15 protein-coding genes and 1 pseudogene are annotated in these 20619 nt (G+C 38.1%); 10 read left to right on the top strand and 6 right to left on the bottom strand.

Annotation, left to right across the window (positions count from 1 at the left end; genetic code table 11):
* Window positions 1–480: 480 nt before the first annotated feature.
* A complete protein-coding gene (locus tag U8D43_RS12455) occupies window positions 481–1704 on the bottom strand; it encodes an ISL3 family transposase (protein ID WP_335871508.1) in 1224 nt (407 codons plus the stop codon).
* A gap of 1261 nt (window positions 1705–2965) precedes the next feature.
* Window positions 2966–4029 (bottom strand): IS630 family transposase gene (locus tag U8D43_RS12450; RefSeq protein WP_335871507.1). Its coding sequence is split into 2 segments (ribosomal slippage): window positions 2966–3505 and window positions 3508–4029, totalling 1062 coding nucleotides; the frame shifts between segments, so codons are not numbered across the junction.
* Between the two features lie 396 nt (window positions 4030–4425).
* Between U8D43_RS12450 and U8D43_RS12445 the strand changes: the two genes are divergently transcribed.
* From U8D43_RS12445 to U8D43_RS12435, 3 genes are all read left to right on the top strand, one after another.
* Window positions 4426–5610 (top strand): DUF3179 domain-containing protein, encoded by a 1185-nt coding sequence (locus U8D43_RS12445; protein ID WP_335871506.1) that lies wholly within the window; start codon window positions 4426–4428, stop codon window positions 5608–5610.
* A gap of 505 nt (window positions 5611–6115) precedes the next feature.
* Window positions 6116–6568, top strand: coding sequence for a hypothetical protein (locus tag U8D43_RS12440; RefSeq protein ID WP_335871505.1), 453 nt, complete (start codon window positions 6116–6118; stop codon window positions 6566–6568).
* Between the two features lies 1 nt (window position 6569).
* Window positions 6570–6764 (top strand): hypothetical protein, encoded by a 195-nt coding sequence (locus tag U8D43_RS12435; protein WP_335871504.1) that lies wholly within the window; start codon window positions 6570–6572, stop codon window positions 6762–6764.
* Window positions 6765–7248: 484 nt separating this feature from the next.
* Here U8D43_RS12435 and U8D43_RS12430 read toward each other — a convergent pair whose 3' ends face one another.
* Together U8D43_RS12430 and U8D43_RS12425 are read right to left on the bottom strand one after the other, a co-directional pair.
* Window positions 7249–7695, bottom strand: coding sequence for a hypothetical protein (locus U8D43_RS12430; protein ID WP_335871503.1), 447 nt, complete (start codon window positions 7693–7695; stop codon window positions 7249–7251).
* A 120-nt stretch (window positions 7696–7815) separates the two neighbouring features.
* Window positions 7816–8879 (bottom strand): IS630 family transposase gene (locus tag U8D43_RS12425; RefSeq protein WP_335871502.1). Its coding sequence is split into 2 segments (ribosomal slippage): window positions 7816–8355 and window positions 8358–8879, totalling 1062 coding nucleotides; the frame shifts between segments, so codons are not numbered across the junction.
* A gap of 547 nt (window positions 8880–9426) precedes the next feature.
* Here U8D43_RS12425 and U8D43_RS12420 point away from each other — a divergent pair.
* The 3 genes from U8D43_RS12420 (at window position 9427) to U8D43_RS12410 (ending at window position 11761) form a co-directional block, all read left to right on the top strand.
* Window positions 9427–9882, top strand: a complete 456-nt coding sequence (locus U8D43_RS12420) for a GNAT family N-acetyltransferase (RefSeq protein WP_442893604.1) — start codon at window positions 9427–9429, stop codon at window positions 9880–9882.
* 184 nt (window positions 9883–10066) lie between these two features.
* The gene (locus U8D43_RS12415) at window positions 10067–10900 is read left to right on the top strand and encodes an SDR family oxidoreductase (RefSeq protein ID WP_335871501.1); all 834 of its coding nucleotides are present in this window, start codon (window positions 10067–10069) and stop codon (window positions 10898–10900) included.
* A gap of 549 nt (window positions 10901–11449) precedes the next feature.
* Window positions 11450–11761, top strand: a complete 312-nt coding sequence (locus tag U8D43_RS12410; protein ID WP_335871500.1) for an iron-sulfur cluster biosynthesis family protein — start codon at window positions 11450–11452, stop codon at window positions 11759–11761.
* Window positions 11762–12136: 375 nt separating this feature from the next.
* Here the strand turns inward: U8D43_RS12410 and U8D43_RS12405 are convergent, their stop codons facing one another.
* Complete coding sequence (locus tag U8D43_RS12405) at window positions 12137–13102, bottom strand: quinone oxidoreductase family protein (RefSeq protein ID WP_335871499.1); 966 nt, start codon at window positions 13100–13102, stop codon at window positions 12137–12139.
* A 277-nt stretch (window positions 13103–13379) separates the two neighbouring features.
* Between U8D43_RS12405 and U8D43_RS12400 the strand changes: the two genes are divergently transcribed.
* Both U8D43_RS12400 and U8D43_RS12395 read left to right on the top strand, forming a co-directional pair.
* On the top strand, window positions 13380–14417 hold the full coding sequence (locus U8D43_RS12400) for a LacI family DNA-binding transcriptional regulator (RefSeq protein ID WP_335871498.1): 1038 nt from the start codon (window positions 13380–13382) through the stop codon (window positions 14415–14417).
* Between the two features lie 703 nt (window positions 14418–15120).
* Window positions 15121–17511 (top strand): glycoside hydrolase family 31 protein, encoded by a 2391-nt coding sequence (locus U8D43_RS12395; RefSeq protein ID WP_335871497.1) that lies wholly within the window; start codon window positions 15121–15123, stop codon window positions 17509–17511.
* Window positions 17512–17759: 248 nt separating this feature from the next.
* Here U8D43_RS12395 and U8D43_RS12390 read toward each other — a convergent pair.
* Window positions 17760–19338 (bottom strand): annotated as a pseudogene (locus U8D43_RS12390) (amidohydrolase).
* Window positions 19339–19385: 47 nt separating this feature from the next.
* Here U8D43_RS12390 and U8D43_RS12385 point away from each other — a divergent pair.
* On the top strand, window positions 19386–19850 hold the full coding sequence (locus U8D43_RS12385) for a GyrI-like domain-containing protein (protein ID WP_335871496.1): 465 nt from the start codon (window positions 19386–19388) through the stop codon (window positions 19848–19850).
* A gap of 421 nt (window positions 19851–20271) precedes the next feature.
* Window positions 20272–20505, top strand: coding sequence for a hypothetical protein (locus tag U8D43_RS12380; RefSeq protein WP_335871495.1), 234 nt, complete (start codon window positions 20272–20274; stop codon window positions 20503–20505).
* The last annotated feature ends 114 nt before the right edge of the window (window positions 20506–20619 follow it).

Raw genomic sequence — 20619 nt, 5'->3', positions numbered from 1 at the left:
TAATTCTGACAATAAGATAGCTAGATTGAAGCCTTCTCAAACTCTCTCCTTCTGCATCTTACAGACTAGCCAGTTGGTGGAAAAGGAGCGGTCAAGTGTTCTCCTTGACGGCTTCTTTTCCACCAACTATGATCACCATAATGATGCAGAAGGAGAGGCTAGGACACCTGTTTTTTGTAAGTGTGACCTGTACATTTGAGAAATACACGTGTTCTAAATCGATCAAGATTTCTATGTCCATAAGCTCGTCGTTTAATGTTTTTGATGGTTCTTCGTCATTTACAGTGATTTTATAGAGAGAATTCAACTCTATTTTTCTCAAAACCTAAAAACCGGACAAGGGAATGGGTTCAATTGCTCGCTCCGTATTCTCCCCCTGTTACATGCATAGAAACTCGTTATGAAGGTAACACCATGAATGGACAAGGGAATGGGTTCAGTTGTGAGCGAAGTATGGCTCCGAACTGTTACTCATTCTTTTTATTTGAGTGCAAAATCAAGTTTTCCAGCAAGCAGGTAAATCATGGCGATCATATTCTTATCAGAACGATACCCACGAGCTGTTCTCTTAGCTGCCTGAAATAAACTATTAATCCCTTCTAGCAGTCCGTTGTTTAGGTTGGACTTAAACCACTGGGTGATTCCGTCGTAATGGTTTTTAATCATTTTGGCCACTTCTACCATGGGTTCTAATCGGCAGCGTAGGCCCCATTGAATCCAATCTTTTAATGCCATCTTGGCGATTACTCCTGGGTAACGATAAATCTCTTGCAAGGTAAGTTTCATTCGGTATGATTTCGCAGTATCGAGTTCACAATCTTTTAACCGGTCTAGCCTTTCTTTTTGTTTGGCTGTTAAATTTTGTTCATTCTTCAGCCAGATGTAACGAGTGTTTTTAAGCTCTACACAGCTTTTTCGCTCTTGTCTTTGTACCTTGTCTACAGCCTTGTTTACAGCTTGAATGACATGGAATTTGTCAAAGGTAATAGCTGCATCAGGAAACTGGTCTGTAGCTCCTTTAATAAAAGCAGGAGACATATCCATACAGACTTGCGTCACATTATCAGCCTTGCCACCATGGGATTCCAAATGCTTTTTACACTCCACCCAAGTACTTGAATCTTTCCCCTTAGTGACGTGGATGACATTCTTTCCTTCGGGATCCATGAAGATGGTCACATACTGGTGGCCTCTTTTAGCAGAGGTTTCATCGGTACTGATCATTGTCACATGGGATAAATCCTGAGCTTCGATGGCATGATCCACGTAATAATGAATAATCCGCCACAATTGTGTATCATGTTCTTTGACAAGCCTGCTTATGGCATTCATTGGCATATCTTTCGCTAAAGTGATGATCAGAGCATCGAAAAGTAAAGTGAAATTAGAACGTGGCTTAACAGCCCAAGGCACATCTACTCGATGAATTTTCCCGCATTTCTGGCAGTCGGTGCGAGGCAATTCGGCATGAATATAGCAAGGATATTCTAGAAAGTTTAGATGGCGCCATGTTCGATTGTGGTCAGCAATATCATAGACTGGCTGTGCTTCTTTCCCACAATTGGAACAACAGAAAAGAGCACCCTTACGAATACAAACAAAGACATCTAATTGTTGTTTTCCCTCATTAAATACACAGCTGTCAATATACCACGGTTCTGTAATATGAAAGAGACAATTAATATCTTGGATTTCAACTAACATTCGATTTCACCTACTAGTTCTACTATTTTAGTAACCAGTATGGACAGAGTGAAATCATTTTAAAGAGCGAAGAAGCCTAATACTATTAATCGAGTTTGAAATGATGGTATTTAGCATCTTAACAGAATGTTGCGAAGTAAAACCAGCAACAAATATACCTACAACAGCCAATACGATTTAAGCTTTCGTATCACAGCTTTTAATCTAGTCTAAAAGTCTGTCCAATTCTTCTATAAAGGGTCCAGTCCCGAAAATGCGGATTTACAACGTTAATCAGCTCTACAAAGTAAAAAACTACACGTTAACAACGATAAGGATTATGAGACAAGTTATATGATACAGTGTGACGCTCTATTTTACGTCATAAATATTGAATCTCAATAGATTAAACTCTAATGAGATCTAGCTCGTAAACTACTGATATAACTGAGTTAGTTCCCTTACCATTTGATATCCGCATTATCTTGACGCTACGACGCAACAACCCAATCGTTTAAAAACTAAAAAATTGGATTGTTGCGCATCAGACATAAAGAGCGACACAATTTAAAGGAATATGCTTTCGATTTCTAATGAAGCGATCGAAATTATGAAAGCTAGTTTCATCTTATAAAATCATTGTAAATTATGGCGAAAACAAGACACATATGTAAAAGAATAGCCATTTAAGAAAGCTATTGTGGAGCTTAAGTGTACAGTGGCAAATGATGTTTTTGCGGTCTTATCACATTTACCTAAATAATAATGTGCATCGCATTTTGAAATAATAGAATCGGAATTTACCATATATAGAAGGTTAAAAGAACTGGGGAGCGAATGAATATTGTGTCTTAATTGTTATCTTTGTTCATTCTTCTATTACCAACAAATACAGTTACCCTAATGAAGAAAACACATACAAAAACAGTCCAAATAATAATATTTTCAATGAATTTGTTATCAATTAGTAATACTGAAAGAATATTGAAAAATAATAGAGCTATGTAAATATTTTTCTCTTTACTAATTAGGAAATCCAACTACACAACTCCTTTACTTGTAATTTCATTTTTTATAAATTTTTAGGAGACCAAGAAGTTGGTCGCATTTAAACAAAAAGATTCCATATGTATGTATTTCCAGTCCATAAGGCTATGGCTAAGATTACTACTAGAGTCCCTTTAAGAATATCTCTCATGTGATCACCTCTATAATAATTTTATCTTTGTATTTACGAAATAAAAATGTAAAAGTTTCATTTTATATATTCGGCAAAAAATATTTAGAATTGTATGCACAGCCGATTCATAGTGACTTCTGGCGCTTTATTGATGTGACGAACAAACCCTTGAACAGCTTTACGTATTTTTTGAACAGAATCAAAGAATACATTGTTGATGACAGATGACTTTAACCAACCCCAAAGTTCTTCAATCATATTAAGGTTTGGGCTATAAGGCGGAAGGTAGACCAAAGTAAGAAGGTTCTTATGTTGTTCTAAAAACGGTTGGATACGTTTTGCATGATGAATTCTCGCGTTATCTGAAATCATGACAATCTTTTCTCCATTATATTTATCGATCACTTTTTCGAGAAAGGACAGGAATTCCTTGGCCGTATAGCGCTCTTCCTGGATACAGAATACCTCTCCTGTCTCGTAATCCAACGTACCAATTAACTTTGCACCCCAATGTTTTCCATAGGTCGGAATGATCTTTTGTTGACCTTTGGCAAACCAAGTTCGTGATAAAGCTTGATAGTCTCGAATCATGGATTCATCCTCAAATAAGATGTGGTCTATTTCCCCATCTAGGAGTTTTTTTTAAGCTGTTTAAACTCTTCTTTGAACGCTTCTTGTTGGACAGGATCAGGTTTAGCCAGTGTATACGTTGGTTTGGTGAAGCTCAGATTGAGACGGTAGAGCAATGCCCGCACGCCACGATCTGAGTAGGAAATGTTAAATTCCTGCTTGATCCATTTGTTTATGGTTGGAGCCGTCCAATTCATTTCCACTGGAAAACCTACATCAACGGGCGTTTGGTTCACAATCGTTTGATGGACTTTTTCCTCCTGATCGGGAGTGAGTTTCCGATTTCGACCTGTGGGAAGATCTCTTTGGAGTCCATCCAGTCCACCCTCACGATACGCCTTACTATAATTGTAGAGTGTGGAAATCCTTCGTCCAACTACTTCCGCTATGTTTGGATAAGATTCCCCACGTAGAACCATCAAAATCGTTTGATAGCGCTCGAGCATTCGTAGATCTTTGTTTCCTTTGATGGCTGCTTTTATTTCTTGAACTGCTTGATCTTTTTCACTTGGATGTACGCCTACACGTTTGCTCATATGTCCGGTCCCCATTCAATAAATGTTACTCTCTATTATACAGGATGAATCTAGGTCTATTGCAATCTATTGGATTTTATTCCATATATTAAATACCCAATATCTATTTTTTTACTGAATTGTTTTTGCACTAGAACCGTCGGGAGGGTTCAATCTAAAATTTTGACTACTGATAAACAATATATACGAAAAGAGCCGTAGGTAAATCGAACACGATAGGCAACTCAGAAAATCATCTAGTATCCTGATTAGATACTTCTTCGGAAAAATAATTTGCTTTGCGAAAACAGCCAAATAAATTCAACCTCCATCTCATAGTGTAAGCTAGCCTACATTGAATTTATTTAAAAACGATTATACTTGAGAGACTATAGTTGTCATACTAGGGGGAATGGCATGAAGAAATCACATTACATTTACATGATGGTTTTAGCTATGTTAATGTTGACGGCATGTTCGAATAAGGAAGAAGAGCAGACACGGGAATCTAACGATATACCGGCTTCGAAGGATGTTTCTACAGAGGAATTATCTGCGGAAATAAAGATGTTGACGAGAGACTGGAAGACAGATTGGGAGAAGCATACGATTTCCTATGATGAACTCATTTCTGGTGGCCCACCAAGAGACGGAATCCCATCTCTTGACCAACCTGAATTTGAGTCTGTACAGCTTGCAGAAAAATGGTTGGCGCCTACGGAACCCGTAATGGTGGTTGATATTAATGGCGATTCACGAGCGTATCCACTCCAAATATTAATTTGGCATGAAATCGTCAATGATATTGTTGGGGGAAAACCGGTCCTTGTTAGTTTTTGTCCATTATGTAATTCTGCTATCGTTTTTGACCGAAATGTCAACGGGGAAGCAGTTGAATTTGGTACCTCTGGATTATTGGTTCAGTCTGATTTAGTGATGTATGATCGCAAGACTGAGACCCTTTGGCAGCAATTTACGGGTGAAGCGATTATAGGGGAATTAGTGGGAAAAGAACCATTAACGATGCTCCCATCGAGTCTTGTGAGCTTTGCCGACTTTACTTCGACTTATCCTGATGGTCTTGTGCTCTCAAAAGAGACAGGATATGACCGACGTTACGGTCAAAATCCATATCCAGGCTATGATCAACGAACCACTTCTTTTTTTGATCGGGAGCAATTCCACTCTCTCCTACCTGCAATGGAGAGAGTCGTTACCATTGCGATGACGGATGAAGACAAGGCATATCCTTATACAGTCCTAACGGAAAAGAAGGTAGTTCATGATCAAATCGGATCAAGCGCTATCGTGATTTTTTTCAAAAAAGGGACCAATTCAGCATTGAGTTCACAAGTCATTGAAAGAGGAAGTGATGTTGGTTCCTCTGGTGTATATCTACCAGAAATCGATCAGCAATCCCTCACATTTCAGCCAATTGACGGGGGGTTTGTGGATAACGAAACAGGTAGTACTTGGAATATTCTTGGCCGAGCGACAGCTGGACCTCTTAAAGGTCGTCAACTTGATGAAGTGGTTCATGGAGATCACTTTTGGTTTTCATGGATTGCGTTTAAACCAGAGACTAAGGTATACACTGAATGAGGGCCAAATAAGAATTCTTGCTAGTAACTTTCAAGATGTAGAACCCATTTCCTGTGACTCAAAAGAGGTCCCTCTAAGCAAATTCAAGACTAAATACAGAGATTAGTCCTCATCTTCACAAGTTCATTCTCAAATAGCTAAGCACGCTGTTGATTCAAACCTCAACAGCGTGCTTTTTATTTTTAAAAGTACACAATTGCGAATCAATTCACAGAGTTCGTTCATGCTCATATGAAATTTATTCCCATACCTCTTTTTAGTGATAAGTTTTCCCTTAAAATAACAATTTTTAACCGTGTAAGAGTGAACTTCCAATACTAAGGATTGTAGATTTGCATATAGATGAATTATAGAATAGTTCATTTAATCTTTTGGTCTGAAATGACAAAATGGTGACAGGTAGATGTGAGATCATAGCTCGTTTAGCTTGTGAAATTCAGGTCATACGATTTAGGAAAAAGATCACTTGATTGGAAATTTACTTACTATTGATTGGGGGACGTTTATGGATTGGATGTTCGATATTTTCCTTCCTGCAATAGGCGGGTTTGTTGGGGGAAGTGTCACCATCTTTTGGACTGAAATCAAGACCAAGCGACGTTTACCTGCAACAGTTATCGGTAAGTTTATATGGCTCGGAGGAATCTCTGGGTTCGTCGCAGTAAATCTCCTAAATCCAAATGGGGATTTTTCTGTGAAAGCACCACTAGCCATTCTAGCAGGAATAAGCCCTATGAGTTTTCTTAAAGGTCAAGCGATATCTGATGGAGAAGAGGAAGATCATGTGTTTAAGGAGCAATATGACGTGATCGACAATTATAGTAATTTATTTGAAGAAGAAATCGATGTCTTCGATGATTTCGATTTTGAAGACCCCACCGCTATAGTCGAAAGTATCAAAAAGAAGAAAGTAGATCATTCAAAAAGTCAATCAAATCAATTGAAAAGGGAAGAATAGGATGACTAAACGATTTAGGCCCGCCAAATATTTAGATTCCCACGATTTAGCCTTACTACGACAAACAAAAGCCAATATAAAAAAAGCAAGATCAAAACGGGAACTAAATTATTATGAATCTATTTTGGATTCGCTGATGAAGAAAGCCATTTTGAAATTTCGAGCAGAGGAACAAAATTATGGTAAGAACCCATAAAGATGCTCGTCTACACAAACAAAGTAGCAGTGTGGAGGCTGAGCGTCTTTATTTTTATTCTTTTTCTTTTCATATTCCATGCTATACATAATTTTCTTTGACCAGAAAACAGACACGTTTCTTTAAGAGTAATAAGACTTAGATAATCTGAAATAGTGATGGATTTTCAAATAAAGAAAACATAAATAGAATAACAGTGGAAGCTATGATTTTCTGAAATTGGAATGGGAAAAAGTCGAACCTACGAACCCGTTTGTATGAATGCTAATTTTGACAAAAGGGAAGGGGGGATGTAGATATCCCCTTCTGAGAAAGTCGTATAGGTTGGTTTAAATCAGCTTTTTTGCAAATTTTGTTGTTTGTCGAATTAGTCAGCAAACGGTGATATAGCTTTGATTCGTCTATTTTTGATAGAAATCAACAGTGATATGGAAGAGGTAATCAAAATATAATGAAATAGCCACAAGGTAAACGTAAAGAGTCTTTAATTAAGATCGAGCAGCCAGAAGTTCGATTTTAAAAAGCTCATTGCAAGTGGGTAGCTTCTCGTTTCTCTTTGAAATCCAGATTTTTGTAGAACCTTGGTTAACTCGGTACCGGATACTTCATTAATTTCAAGGAAGGAAAACTCCTTAGCCTTTCCTAACTTGATTAAGAGATCCAAAAGTTCTGTAAAGTTAACCGTTTTATTATGAATGAAATGGACCTTAGGGACAGTTAGCTTCCGTTCTTGAGGGGAAAATAGCAATATCAATTCGTTTCGGTACACTTGACCACCACTTAATACCAATGATTGAAACTCCAAATAATTGATACTCAATTCGTCCTGGGCATCATTTCTAAAAAGAGTAACAATATCTTGTAAATCTGCCGGGAGAGTGGAAGGGTTTAATGAAGAATTTACGTTCATTCTTGTGTCATATAATGGCATTAAAAGATCCCCTTTCTTCCTGAATACTAGTATTATTTATAGATGGAAGAAGCGTAATCCTTTATTTTTCTGAAAATTTTTTCAATAATATTTTGGAGGCTATATATTCGGAAAAAATATTTAGAATTGCATGCACAGCCGATTCATAGTGACTTCAGGCGTTTTATTGATGTGACGAACAAACCCTTGAACAGCTTTACGTATTTTTTGAACAGAATCAAAGAATACATTGTTGATGACAGATGACTTTAACCAACCCCAAAGTTCTTCAATCATATTAAGGTTTGGGCTATAAGGCGGAAGGTAGACCAAAGTAAGAAGGTTCTTATGTTGTTCTAAAAACGGTTGGATACGTTTTGCATGATGAATTCTCGCGTTATCTGAAATCATGACAATCTTTTCTCCATTATATTTATCGATCACTTTTTCGAGAAAGGACAGGAATTCCTTGGCCGTATAGCGCTCTTCCTGGATACAGAATACCTCTCCTGTCTCGTAATCCAACGTACCAATTAACTTTGCACCCCAATGTTTCCCATAGGTCGGAATGATCTTTTGTTGACCTTTCGCAAACCAAATTCGTGATAAAGCTTGATAGTCTCGAATCATGGATTCATCCTCAAATAAGATGCGGTCTATTTCCCCATCTAGGAGTTTTTTTTAAGCTGTTTAAACTCTTCTTTGAACGCTTCTTGTTGGACAGGATCAGCTTTAGCCAGTGTATACGTTGGTTTGGTGAAGCACAGATTGAGACGGTAGAGCAATGCCCGCACGCCACGATCTGAGTAGGAAATGTTAAATTCCTGCTTGATCCATTTGTTTATGATAGGAGCCGTCCAATTCATTTCCACTGGAAAACCTACATCAACGGGCGTTTGGTTCACAATCGTTTGATAGACTTTTTCCTCCTGATCGGGAGTGAGTTTCCGATTTCGACCTGTGGGAAGATCTCTTTGGAGTCCATCCAGTCCACCCTCACGATACGCCTTACTATAATTGTAGAGTGTGGAAATCGTTCGTCCAACTACTTCCGCTATGTTTGGATAGGATTCACCACGTAGAACCATCAAAATCGTTTGATAATGCTCGAGCATTCGTAGATCTTTGTTTCCTTTGATGGCTGCTTTTATTTCTTGAACTGCTTGATCTTTTTCACTTGGATGTACTCCTACACGTTTGCTCATATGTCCGGTCCCCATTCAATAAATGTTACTCTCTATTATACAGGATGATTCTAGATCTATTGCAATCTATTGGATTTTATTCCATATATTAAATGCCGAACATATATTCTGTTTAATTTGTTTCTCTATTATGCGGAGATAATCGCTAAAAGGATTTTCAGTCATCTAGTTAGTTTTCATATGAGATAAGCAACATTTTTTGTGAAAACAGCGTTTAAAGTAGAAGAGTAAAACGGATTCTCGTTGTGTCTTAATGCTAATTAAGGACTTTTTATAATGACTGGAAGGGGATAAGCTCTCAAAATACGAATCGGAACCTTTTTCTGGTAAGGTAGAGATAGGATTAATTTGAAAAGGCAGTTTTCGCAAAGTTTGTTGCTTGTCGAACCAGTCTGACAAATGCCAGAGCCTCAAGACACTGCAGCTGGAGCAGTCTATTTTTGATGGAAATCAACAGTGGAATAGGCGATTTAATCAAAAATCAGATGATTTAGCCACTCTGTAAACGAAAAGAGCCTTTGAAAAGGAATAATATTTCGAAAAGACAATGAATGGAGAGAATAATATTAAACTTAAACGAGCTACAAAAGCAGATTTACCTATATTAGTAGATTTATTTGACCAATACCGTGTTTGGTATAAACAAACATCAGACAAAATTGGAGCAAGGCAGTATTTATCAGACCGAATCGAAAAGAAAGAGTCAGTGATTTTTCTTGTGGTGGAAAATGAAATAGGTCTTGGATTTACTCAGTTATTCCCTTCCTTTTCATCCGTTACCATGCAGCAGCTGTGGATATTGAATGATCTATTTATTAGAGAAGAGACGAGAGGTCGCGGAGTAGGGTCAATGCTGATTCAACAAGCAAAGGAGTATTCAATAGAAACCAATGCAAAAGGAATAATTTTGGAAACCGACGATGACAATTTTCAGGCTCAACAGCTCTATGATCGCACCGGTTTTAAGCGAGACACTGCTTTTCGTTATTATTTTTACCATTAAATTCAGAAGTTCTTTTCGTTTAGGATATGGCTGTTTGTTCTGGTTATTAACTAAGTCCTCCACTTTACGGTTGATTTCCATCAAATACAGACGAAATAAAGCTTTTTTATAGAGTATAAACTAATACGAAAAGCAACAAACTGTGCAAAACCAGCCTATTGATTGAGTTAGGGAGAAGAGACTTATGAAGAAAAAAATAGCGGTTGTAACAGGTGCATCAAGTGGATTTGGTTTATTGAGTACGATTAAACTAGCGAAAAATGATTTTTATGTCATCGCAACGATGAGAGATTTACAGAAAAAAGAAACACTTCAAGCTATGGCTATAGAAAATGATGTGAACGAACAAATTCATTATCACTCCCTCGATGTCAGTTCGAAGCAATCGGTCGATCGGTTTGGTCATTGGTTAAATGAATTAGGTCATGTAGATGTTTTGCTGAATAATGCCGGCTATGCAGCTGCGGGTTTTGCTGAAGAAGTATCCATAGATCAGTACCGCGAACAATTTGAAACAAACTTCTTTGGTTTGATTGCGCTTACGCAAAAAGTGATTCCGTTAATGAGAAAGCAGAAAAAAGGCAGGATCATTAATCTAAGTAGTATTAGTGGATTAGTTGGCTTTCCGGGTTTGTCCCCATATGTGTCTTCTAAGTTTGCACTAGAAGGATTTAGTGAGAGCTTAAGATTAGAACTGATTCCATTTGGCATTGAGGTATTTTTGATCGAGCCTGGTTCTTATCAGACGAATATATGGACAACGGGAAAAAAAGTGGCTGAATACTCACTTCAACCAGAATCGCCTTATTTCAATTATATGAAGAAGATTGAAAATCAGTTGGACGAAACATCTTTCGGTGATCCAGATGACATTGCGTCGCTTGTCAATGAAATAGCACTCGGAAAGAAGGGAGGTTTTCGCTTTCCGGTGGGAAAAGGTGTGAAAGTAACTATTTGGATAAAGAAATGGATTCCCTGGTCCTGGTTAGAAAAAAATATCCTTAAACGACTGACCTAGGGGAATAGGGATGTTGAAATCAGCTTCGTTTTATGTGATCGATTATATCAAAGCAACAGATTCATAAATCATAAAGCCTGACATCTCTGTTGAAAATAAGTCATTCTTTTTTACACAAGATTGTGGAGGTGACTAATTATCATTAAATCAAAGTGTTTAGAATACATCTTAGGATTTCCATGTGTGCTTTTTAACTGGAATGGGTACAAATAAGAGGATGGAAAATGAAATGTGATGGTTAATCCATGAATGAAAAGGGGTATTCTCTCATTTTGAATGATCATGTAATGTAGACGTAAGAAGGGCCCCTTTTTTGTTAAGGCTGTTTTCGCAATGATTGTGTTTTTCGAATCATTCTATTAGAGGTGATATTCCTTTTTTTTTCGGGTCATTTTTTCGTCTACTTTTGATGGGAATCAACAACGAAATGGAGGACTCTATCTAAAATTAGTTTAAAGAGCCATCCACTAAAGTAAAGACAAGAAAAAAATCAGAAGATACCGGTAAATTCCATTCATTCAACCCAAAAATTTGTAGGAGGTCACTAAATTGAAATTAGAAATTAGCTCAACTGCACAGGACAAATTAAGCGAGACACCGAAAAATAAAATGATTCAACTCTCTTTTGACCGGGGAAGTTGTGATATCGTCAATACTCTCTATGAAATCAAAGTAATAGATGAGAGAGAACTGTACTCCAATGAAAAGATAATAGAAGCAGAAGAACTCCAGTTCATAGTTGATGATGATTTTGAAGAGAATTATGATCACGAACTTAAAATTGATTTTAAAAATAATTTTTTTGTGTTTAAAAATAGCCAGCAGATTTTTAATAATAAAATAGGCTTGAGGTATAGTTGACATCAATTCAATCGAGCAGGTTGTGTGGAAACATATGAGGAAAAGGCTTTTTTAGAAGGCTCTTTTCGTCTACATTGTGGCTATTTCATCATATTTTTTGATTAATTCTTTCATTTTACTGTTGAATTCCATCAAAAATAGACGGCTCCAGCTGCAGTGTCTTGAGGCTTTGGCATTTGTCAGACTGGTACGAAAAGCAACAAACTTTGCGAAAACAGCCTTATCAAAATAAGTAAACTGGATCGAAAAGTTTTCCGTCTGTAATAAATTGCACCGTCTTACTATGTTGGATAGGGGGATCTGTTAGGGTTTTTTCTGGTGTGACTAGACAGTGTGAAAAAATCCCCCTTTCAACCAAAAGGGGGATAGGGAAGCTTATATAGTTAACAAAATCTTTCCTGTGCTTTTTCTGCTTTCTAGAAAGCGATGGGCATCAGCACCTTGTTCTAATGGAAAGGTTGTTGGGGGTGACAGAGAAAGCTTTTCTTGAGAAATCCATGAAAATAATTCATTAGAACGTTGAATTCGTTCTTCATGAGAGGTTAAAACATTCCAAAGATCACCACCCGTAAGTGTTTTGGATGTGTCCATTAACATACGAGGGTCAATTGAAACCGGGTCTCCTCCTGCCATTCCGAAGAAAACAACTGTACCTCCCGTTCGGACGGACTCGAAGCTGTCCATAATCGTGCTTCCAACCGATTCAAAGGCGACATCGACCCCTAGTCCTTTCGTCATATGCAACACCTTTTCTTTCCAGTTATCGCTATACAAGAGGCATTCTGTTGCGCCCAATCCTTTTACAATTTCTCCTTTTTCTGAAGAAGAGGTCAACCCAATCACTTTTCCACCGAGCAACTGGATGATTTGGACTAGGAGTTGTCCGACGCCACCTGCTGCTGAATGAACAAGTGCTATATCTCCTGTTTGGATACGATAGCTATCTCGTGTTAAATACTGTGCCGTTAATCCCTGAAGGAGCACAGACGCAGCCGTATCAAAGCTAATTTCTTCCGGAAGAGGAATGGCTTTGTCCACGGGTACAGATACGAATTCCGCATTCGCTAAGGGGACATCAGCAAAAGCGATTCGATCTCCAACCTTTAGCGTATGAACATTAGGGCCAACACTTTCAACGATGCCAGCACCTTCATAGCCTAAGATGAAGGGGGGGTTCCCTACTAAGTGATAATTCCCTTTTCGTCGATAAACATCCGCAAAGTTTAGACCGACTGTCTTCATTTTAACAAGAACCTCATTTTCTAAAGTGACGGGTTCCGGTAGTTCATGCATATGGAGAACATCAGGTTCACCAAATTGTTCAAATACTAAAGCTTTCATAGTAATTCCTCATTTCTAAAGCGATTAAATTCTCCTTTACTTTAACGGATAATTGGTAAGAATGAAAATATATGTGACTTATATTCGTCCATCTATAGATTAAAGGACCTCGTATCTGTCAAGAAATATTTCTGAATTTTAGCCTAAATTGGATTTAGGAAGACCTGATTTTTACAGAATTGTGAAACCTGAGAATTCACTTGCAAGATTTATTTAGAACGATTAAGATATAGCTATACAAGATAAGTTAACCGATTAAGCATAAGGAAGGTTTAATATGAAAAATAAAGTGACTATGCGGGATGTTGCCAAATTCGCCGGTGTTTCTGTTGCGACGGTTTCCTATGTTTTAAATGGGGTGAACCGTGTTTCTGCAGAGACGAAAAGTAGGGTACTAGAGGCTATTGATACTCTAGGATACGCTCCGGACTTCACTGCCATTAGCTTATCAAAGAAGACTTCCAAACTAATCGGTGTGATGATTCCAGTCTTGGATGGATCTATCTCTCCCATGTTTTACGAAAATCCCTATTACAGTGAGTTTATCCGCGGCTTGGAATATACTTGTCGAGAAAATGGATATGATCTCATTATTTCAGGGATTGGAAAACCGGAAGACTGTAAAAGGTGGATCACCAAACGAAACATTGATGGTCTAGTCTTTTTAGGATTGTTTTCCGATCATTTGTACGAAGAATTGAAAACGCTTTCGGTTCCGATGGTGTTAATTGACTCGTATGAAGAATTCGCTAAATTTTATCACACGATTAGAATTGAAGATGAACAAGGAGGCTATTTGGCTACTAAGTACCTTATTGATCAAGGACATCAACAAATTGCCTATGTTTCGTCAGGACTAAGCAATAATCCTGTTGATCATAATCGTTTTCTTGGTTATCAGAAAGCGTTATTACAACACGATTTGGTCGTGGATAAAAACCTGCTGTTTGAATGCTCTGAAGGGATTTCTTTAGAGAGTGGGTATCAGATTGGTCAAACAATTTTACAAAACAAAGAAGTACCAACTGCTCTCTTTGTGGCAGCAGACATATTGGCTCTAGGAATCATAAAATCAATGAAAGAACAACAGAAAGAAGTTCCAAGAGACTACTCAATTGTCGGTTTTGATAATCTGAATCTTAGCCAATATATGATGCCAAGCTTAACGACTATTAGCCAAAACATTTTTCAAAAAGGGGTATGTTCAGGAAGAACCCTTATCGAAGCTCTTGAAGGAGAAATCGGTCCACCCAAGAAAGTTACTCTCGCGGTGGAGTTAATTATTCGAGAATCCACCAGGTCTATTAGAAATTAAAGAACTATCCTATGAATGTGTAAATATTCGTTTCACAGAAAAGATAAAACAGAATTTTATTTAACTTAGGATCGTTTCCTATACATTGTTGCGATTGATTCATCATTTTGGGTGAAAATCTCCTTTTGCAGATAGACATTCCAAGATTTACGAAAGGCTCTATTCGCATACTTTGTTGCTTTTGCATACAAAAAGGGATGGAAACACTCTTTTCTCATTTCGGGTTAAAAATGATGCGAAAAAATGCCCGAAGTCAATCTTCATCACGAATTGAGAACTCATTCGAAAAGATGACCAGAAACCAAGCTAGGTCCCAGTTTAGAGGCTGGTACGAAAAGCAACAAATTCTAGGGGAACAGCCTTAACATTTCATCTATTTATGTTTGCTTAACCGGTTAGCAACGGGAGATAACTGTGGAATTAACTCATTCACCTATGAAAATATGCCTTTATAGTAGGGATCAAACTACATTATACAAGGCTGTTTTCGCAAAGATTGTGGCTTTTCGAATAAAAAGGAATCCCCTGACTTGTATGATTTCGTGCTCTTTTCCTAATGAAAAATTCTTCATTTCTAGATAAAAAAGAAGAAATCAATCGAAAAAACCCTACTGCCTGTTTTTTCTTTGTGTCAAGAGCAACAATGTATACGAAAAGAGCCTTATACAAACAGAAAATTAATTATTTTTAGGAGGTTTTATCGTTGTTGAAACAATCAACCGTACTAGACTTAAATCCTATCGCAAGCCCAAAAGCAATTATCCAAGGAGATCACTATCGATTTACTGTATTAACCGAAAAACTATTCCGTCTCGAGTATTCTGAGCAGGGGATTTTTGAAGATCGAGCAACTCAATCCATCATTAATCGAGTCTTTCCTGTCCCTCCATTTCAAGTTGTTGAGAATAAAGATTCATTAGAAATTATCACCTCATCCGTGCATCTCTATTATTCGTATGGACCTTTTTCAAAGTCCTCGTTACGAATTGATGGAAAAAATAACTACAGTAATTATTCAAATCGCTGGTATTTCGGAGATGAAATTGAAACATTAAAGGGAACTGCTCGGACCTTAGATAAGGTGGACGGGGAGATAGACCTTGAAGAAGGTATTCAATCGAAAAATGGCTTTTCTATTATTGATGATTCCACTTCATGTATTGTCGCCAATGAGGATACGATAGAACCTCGGTCTCATAAGCAAATTGACTTATACTTTTTCGCTTATGGAAGAGATTATAAAGAAGCATTACAAGACTACTATCGTCTTACGGGCATCACCCCGTTATTGCCGAGATATACGTTAGGTAACTGGTGGAGTCGGTACTGGAAATATGATGAGAATGAATATAAGCAATTAATGAGTCGTTTCAAAGAGGAAGATGTCCCTTTTTCGCTAAGTGTTATTGATATGGATTGGCATCATGTTGATATTCCTGAAAAATACGGAAGTGGTTGGACTGGTTACAGTTGGAATAAAGAGTTATTTCCAGATCCAGAAGGATTTTTAACTTGGTTACAAGATCAAGAACTTCGCGTCACCTTAAATGTGCATCCGGCAGACGGGGTCCGACCGCATGAAGAAATGTATGAAAAGATGGCGAAGGAATTAGGAATTGACTACGAAAATGAACACCCTATTCCATTTGATATTATTAATAAAAAGTTCAGAGAGGCGTACTTTAACCATTTGCACCGACCAGAAGAAGAAAAAGGCGTCGATTTTTGGTGGATTGATTGGCAGCAAGGAACGGTAAGTGGTATCGAAGGACTTGATCCATTATGGTTGTTAAATCATTATCACTCGCTCGATCAAGTCAAACAGGAAAAACGGTCAATGATTCTGTCTCGATATGCTGGAGTGGGAAGTCACCGCTATCCAATTGGGTTTTCTGGTGATTCTGTTATATCTTGGGAGTCCTATCGTTTTCAGCCGTATTTTACATCTACCGCAACCAATATTGGGTATAGCTGGTGGAGTCATGACATCGGTGGTCATTTTCAAGGGTATAAGGATGATGAACTAAGTGCACGTTGGGTGCAATATGGTGTTTTCAGTCCTATTTTACGCTTGCATAGCTCAGTCTCTCCTTTTAATGGAAAAGAGCCGTGGCGCTATCAAGAAAGTATTGCTAATATTATGAAGGATTATTTGCGTCTGCGGCACGAGTTTATCCCTTATTTATACACTATGAACTGGCGCACTCACCAAAATATTCACCCGTTAATTATGCCAATGTATTATGAATATCCAATGGAGCCCAATGCTTATGAATCACCGAATCAGTATTTCTTCGGTAGTGAACTTATGGTGATTCCAGTAACCGAAAAGATCAATCAAGAACTGTTAATGGCACCCGTTGATGCTTGGCTTCCTGATGGTCAGTGGATCGATTTCTTTACAGGACGTATTTATTCTGGAGGTAAGAAAATCCGTATGTTTAGAGGACTGGATACCCTTCCTGTTTTGGCAAAAGAAGGGGCCATCATTCCTCTTGCGCAGCATCAAGAGCATGAGAATTCCGTTGGCAATCCTGAAAATCTCACCATCATGGTTTTCCCGGGAAAATCCAATTCCTTTGAATTATATGAAGATGATGGCGAGACATTAGCTTATCAAGACGGAAAACATGCGACCACGAAAATGGAGTTGGATTGGGAGAAGAAATCGTTTGTCCTAAATCCGGTTCAAGGCGATGCAACTGTCGTGCCGATGTCGAGAAATATTAGCTTGAAGTTCAGAGGATTTGCCCATTTGAAGAAAGTACATGCTTACTTGAACGGAAAAGAGGTAGAGGTGGCTTCTAAATATGACCATCAAACCAACACCTTCTCTTTACAAGTAAATAATGTCTCACCGGCATCCAAGCTTGAAGTCTTGATACAAGACGAACAGCAAATCAACAAGTCCATGGATATAATCGAACCGATTTTTGAACTGCTGAACAAAGCACAAATTGATTTTGCTCTTAAAGACGCCCTGTACCAGGTAATTAAGAAGCATTCGAATAAGGTAGATCTGTTAGCTGGGCTACGAAATTTGAAGATTGAAGATCATCTGTTTGACGCAATTTTAGAATGGATGATTGAATAGTTTAAACGTAAGGCACTTTACAAAAATTTTTTACTATTGTGTGTAATCATTGAGAGAAATATGAGTTTCACCAGATTGTATTTGTACGCACCGAGCACATCCAAGACCGCCTTTATATTGAAGCATGACTCTGTGCTAAAACAATATATATATTGGATAGGAATTAGTTCCAACTAGTAGGTTCATCTATGAGATAAAAGTTAGGATCGGTTGCCAAGAAATCTTGGAACCGGTCCTCTTATTTCCGCTTAGTTTTCAGTCTCTGAAAAAACAATCTCTCCTTGCAGAATGGTCATAAGAATCTTTGCGTCAGGGATGTTTTCAATAGGTAGCTTCGTGATATCTTCATCTAAGATGACAAAATCAGCCGATTTTCCCACTTCGATGGAACCGGTAATCTCCTCAAGCCCTAGAGCTTTCGCTGCATTCACAGTATAAGCATCAATGGCTGAAAAAACATCAGGTAACCCTCTTGCCCCAAGCTTTAAAGAATTGGAAATCGTAATAAGCGGGTTCAATTCATTGACATCCCAGTCACTACTGAGCGTGATATTGGCACTTGTGTCCCAAATTCTTCGCAAAGGCATCATTCGTTTTAATTAAATCTCCGACAAATAGTCACTTGCCCAAGACTGATTGGGGTTGCCCAGGAAATCCTCTCCGACTTGAAAATCAGCCTCAACACCCAGAGAAGCAAAGCGACTGATATCCGATTCTTCGACCATTTCGAGATGGGTAAGTGTGTAGAGCTGCTCGGAATGATTTTTCCTCGCTGCGTCTATGGCATTTAAACTTTCATGCACTGCTCCGTCACCAATCGCATGAATAAATGCCCCGTAGCCAATAGTATCAAGCTCAGTTAGCCACCACTTCATTTTTGTTCAGAGAGGTAGTTTAAACCGTAGGGTGTTCCCGGAAACCATTCAAACGGATAAGGGTCCAAGGTTTTTGCTGTATTATTTATGATGATCCCGTCACTATACATTTTCACTTGATTGATTAACATTCTAGAAGTAGGATCATTTTGATAAATCTCCTTAAAATAGGTGAGTTGTTCCGCTCTATCTACATAAGGATACACCCATGGGCGCAGCACTACTCTAGAAGTTAGCTTACCCTCATCGTAAATTTGGTTCCAAACATCCAACCAACCTCGCTTCCAGTAAAGACGGCCATCACCTAGAGTGGTGATCCCGTTTTCCGCTACTTCTTGTAAACCAGCTAGTAACCCTTCAACATTCTTCTCGGAAGTGTTCAGTTGTGCATTCCAAGCTTGTTCTAGAACCATATCTCCAGCTGAATCATAAATAATACCGAATGCTTCTCCGGATTCCTCATCACGAATTACCCGACCGCCAGGAGGATCTTCGGTTTGTCTAAAAAAACCGACTTCTTTAAGTGCCATTGAATTTACCCAGACAGAGTGAGAGGTTCTTTCCATCAAAACCACAGGGTTACTAGGGAACAGCTCGTCTAATAATTGAAGAGGGGTTTGCTCGTCATCTGTCATCGTAATCGAAGCTAGCAACACTTCAAGATCAAAGCCCGATCCACTAATCCATTCACCTCGATCTATGTTTTTTGACAAACACTTAAGAATTCACGCTGTTCTTGTAAAGAAGCATCAGGTGCTACAAGACAATCTCCTGCTGCAGGTGAAGCGGCTTCAAAAACATGATTATGGTTGTCAATGAAACCTGGTAATACATAACTTAAGTTTAAATCAATAATCTCGGTTTGCTCATTGATTCGTGCCTTTGCATCCTGATAGGAACCCACATAATACTTACTGCCACTAAAAATCAGCATGTTATTAAGGAAAATAATCGAAACTCTTGTATAATGAGGATAGGGAGTTAAAAGGGGGGCGTAACATGAAACCAAGAATTGAAATCCTAACAGAAAAAAAACTGATTGGAATGAAGATGGAAATGTCTTTTGCCAATGATCGAACGGCGGAGCTATGGAAAAAATGTCGTCCGAAATTAAATAGAATTGATAATCGAGTCGATTCTTTGCTATATTCCATGCAACAAATGAATATTCAAGATTTCACCCCTACGGCGATGTTCGAAAAATGGGCTGCAGTAGAGGTGTCCGAAATACCGACATTACTAAATGAACTAGAAAGCTATACAATTAGTGGCGGAAAATACGCTGTTTTTACTCATAATGGTCCAGCGTCCACCTTCTACAAAACCTATTCTTACATATTTGAATCTTGGCTACCGACCTCTGAATACAGACTAGATAACCGCGAACAATTCGAACAGTTGACAGAGGATTACCACCCGGCAGATCCAAATGCAACCGAGGAAGTTTGGGTGCCGATTAAGTGAAGTAGGAAGGGATGGCAGGTTCAATGTCAGGAATTTGTCTTCTCGAACTAGTAATCTCTTTGCTTTACTCTATTATTAATTTTTTGGAGAGATTCTAAATGAAAATATTAAGAGGAAACAAATAGTATTTTTTGTTGATAGTGCTTATAGAAATACTATCAGCTTGTTCAGAGAGACCTGTGTTTGAATTGTATAAAGCAAGTATTGAGAATAGCGCAATGGTTTTGGAAGGCTGTTTTTGCAAAGTTTGTGGTTTTTCGAATTAGTTTATCATCTATGATATAGCTTTGTTTCGGGCATCATTTACGAAATGCTTTAGTGGCTGCCCGAGTCCCTAGCCACTGCAGCTAGATTCGTTATTTTTGATGGAATTCAAAAGTGAAAAGGAAGGTTTAAACAAAAAGCTGATGAAGTAGCCACTATGTATACGAAAAGAGCCTTTTGGAAAAATCAGAGGTTATTAAGAACAAGTGAAATTTCATTCGCGGAACTTACAATTGAAGAAATGGACTCCTACGCTGCTGTATTTATCATGTATGAAAGCCTTACCCCAAGATCCGAAAGTCAATATGCAGATATTTACTTAGATTCAGATATTCCGTTAAGTGTTGGTAAGGTAGTATATTCTGAAAATTGGGGATGGACTGCTGATTAATACTATGCTGTTGGCATTATTCCATCAAAAGGTGATAAAACAGAAACCATTTGGGAGTTTGGATTAAATAACGATGTGAAAAATGATGATAATGTTATGGGAATGTATTCGGAA

This window comes from Bacillus sp. 2205SS5-2 (assembly GCF_037024155.1).
In the GTDB taxonomy this organism is placed as follows: Bacteria; Bacillota; Bacilli; order Bacillales; family Bacillaceae_K; genus Bacillus_CI.
The sequence above is the reverse complement of the archived record's forward strand: the minus strand, read 5'-3'. Positions and strand labels throughout refer to the sequence as shown.

Excerpts from the sequence above, each read along its gene's own strand:
- U8D43_RS12380 (WP_335871495.1), top strand. The coding sequence starts at position 20,272 with ATGTATACGAAAAGAGCCTTTTGGAAAAATCAGAGGTTATTAAGAACA.
- U8D43_RS12415 (WP_335871501.1), top strand. The coding sequence starts at position 10,067 with ATGAAGAAAAAAATAGCGGTTGTAACAGGTGCATCAAGTGGATTTGGT.
- U8D43_RS12400 (WP_335871498.1), top strand. The coding sequence starts at position 13,380 with ATGAAAAATAAAGTGACTATGCGGGATGTTGCCAAATTCGCCGGTGTT.
- U8D43_RS12435 (WP_335871504.1), top strand. The coding sequence starts at position 6,570 with ATGACTAAACGATTTAGGCCCGCCAAATATTTAGATTCCCACGATTTA.
- U8D43_RS12440 (WP_335871505.1), top strand. The coding sequence starts at position 6,116 with ATGGATTGGATGTTCGATATTTTCCTTCCTGCAATAGGCGGGTTTGTT.
- U8D43_RS12420 (WP_442893604.1), top strand. The coding sequence starts at position 9,427 with ATGAATGGAGAGAATAATATTAAACTTAAACGAGCTACAAAAGCAGAT.
- U8D43_RS12405 (WP_335871499.1), bottom strand. The coding sequence starts at position 13,102 with ATGAAAGCTTTAGTATTTGAACAATTTGGTGAACCTGATGTTCTCCAT.
- U8D43_RS12385 (WP_335871496.1), top strand. The coding sequence starts at position 19,386 with ATGAAACCAAGAATTGAAATCCTAACAGAAAAAAAACTGATTGGAATG.
- U8D43_RS12430 (WP_335871503.1), bottom strand. The coding sequence starts at position 7,695 with ATGCCATTATATGACACAAGAATGAACGTAAATTCTTCATTAAACCCT.
- U8D43_RS12455 (WP_335871508.1), bottom strand. The coding sequence starts at position 1,704 with ATGTTAGTTGAAATCCAAGATATTAATTGTCTCTTTCATATTACAGAA.
- U8D43_RS12445 (WP_335871506.1), top strand. The coding sequence starts at position 4,426 with ATGAAGAAATCACATTACATTTACATGATGGTTTTAGCTATGTTAATG.